Raw genomic sequence first — 1,320 nt, 5'->3', positions numbered from 1 at the left:
GATCCGATGCCGAAGCCGTCTTCCTGGTCGGCGAGGTGCTGCATCTGCCTCCCGATCAGTTCGAGATGTTCGCGACCACCCGCGTCACCCTCGACGAGGCCGAAGTCATCCTCGACCTGCTTGCCCGCCGCATCGAGACGCGGCTGCCGGCCGCCTACCTCGTCAACAAGATCTACATGCGCGGGGTGCCGTTCTATGTCGACGAGCGGGTGATCGTGCCGCGCTCGTTCATCGGCGAACTGCTCGATACGCATTTCGACGGCGGCGACACCTCGCTGATCGGCGATCCGGCCGAGGTGACGCGGGTGCTCGACCTGTGCACGGGCTCCGGCTGCCTCGCCATCCTCGCCGCCCGCGCCTTCCCGCATGCGATGATCGATGCTGTCGATCTATCGAAGGATGCGCTCGCGGTCGCGGCTCGCAATGTCGCCGATCATCGCCTCGGCGACCGGATCGCCCTGCATCACGGCAATCTGTTCGCACCATTGGGTGATACGCGCTACGATCTGATCATCACCAACCCGCCCTATGTCGACGCCGAAGGCATGGCGAACCTGCCGCCCGAATGCCGCGCCGAGCCGCCGATGGCGTTCGACGGCGGCGATGACGGAATTGATATCATCCGGCATATTTTGGCCGGCGCCGCCGATCACCTGACGCCCGACGGCGGCCTGCTCTGCGAAGTCGGCCGCGGCCGCGAACTGATCGATTCCAACTACCCGCAGTTGCCGCTGCTCTGGCTCGACACGGAAGATTCGGACGGCGAAGTCTTCTGGATCGCGGCCGCCGACTTCTGACCAGCCTGGAACAATCGCAGCCGGAACCGGCCTGCGGCGCCGACGTTATCTCCGCACATCATCCACGATTTGCGGAGACTACCAATGTCGCTCGCCCGCGACACAGTGCGTCCGGCTGCCCATTATTTCCACGATGACGGGCTGATCCCGAACAATCCCTTGCCGCTGCTGATCTATCCACGCGCAGTCGAACTGTCGAGCGACCCCGAGCAGGCAGTCGAAGATGTATTCGCGGAGAACGGCTGGGGTGATCGTTGGCGCAACGGCATCTTCGATTATCAGCACTATCACGCCACGGTGCACGAGGCGCTCGGCGTGGCGCGCGGCCGCGCCTTGGTGCTGTTCGGCGGCGAACAGGGCGAAGCCATCCAGCTCGGCCCCGGAGACGTCGCCGTATTGCCGGCGGGCACCGGCCACAAATGCCTGTTCGCCAGCCACGACTTCTCGGTCGTCGGCGCCTATCCGCCCGGGACAAAGATGCAGGTGACACGGCCGACGCCCGACAATTATCGCAAGGCGCTGG

At 65.0% G+C, this 1,320-nt stretch carries 2 protein-coding genes; both read left to right on the top strand.

Annotation, left to right across the window (positions count from 1 at the left end; translation table 11 throughout):
• On the top strand, window positions 1-797 hold a 797-nt coding region (gene prmB, locus I5M_RS26800), incomplete at its 5' end, for a 50S ribosomal protein L3 N(5)-glutamine methyltransferase (RefSeq protein WP_022724211.1).
• A gap of 84 nt (window positions 798-881) precedes the next feature.
• Window positions 882-1,320, top strand: a 439-nt coding sequence (locus I5M_RS26795) for a hypothetical protein (protein ID WP_022724210.1), incomplete at its 3' end; no start/stop codon positions are given.

The organism is Rhodopseudomonas sp. B29, from assembly GCF_000333455.1.
GTDB lineage: Bacteria > Pseudomonadota > Alphaproteobacteria > Rhizobiales > Xanthobacteraceae > Rhodopseudomonas.
The sequence above is the reverse complement of the archived record's forward strand: the minus strand, read 5'-3'. Positions and strand labels throughout refer to the sequence as shown.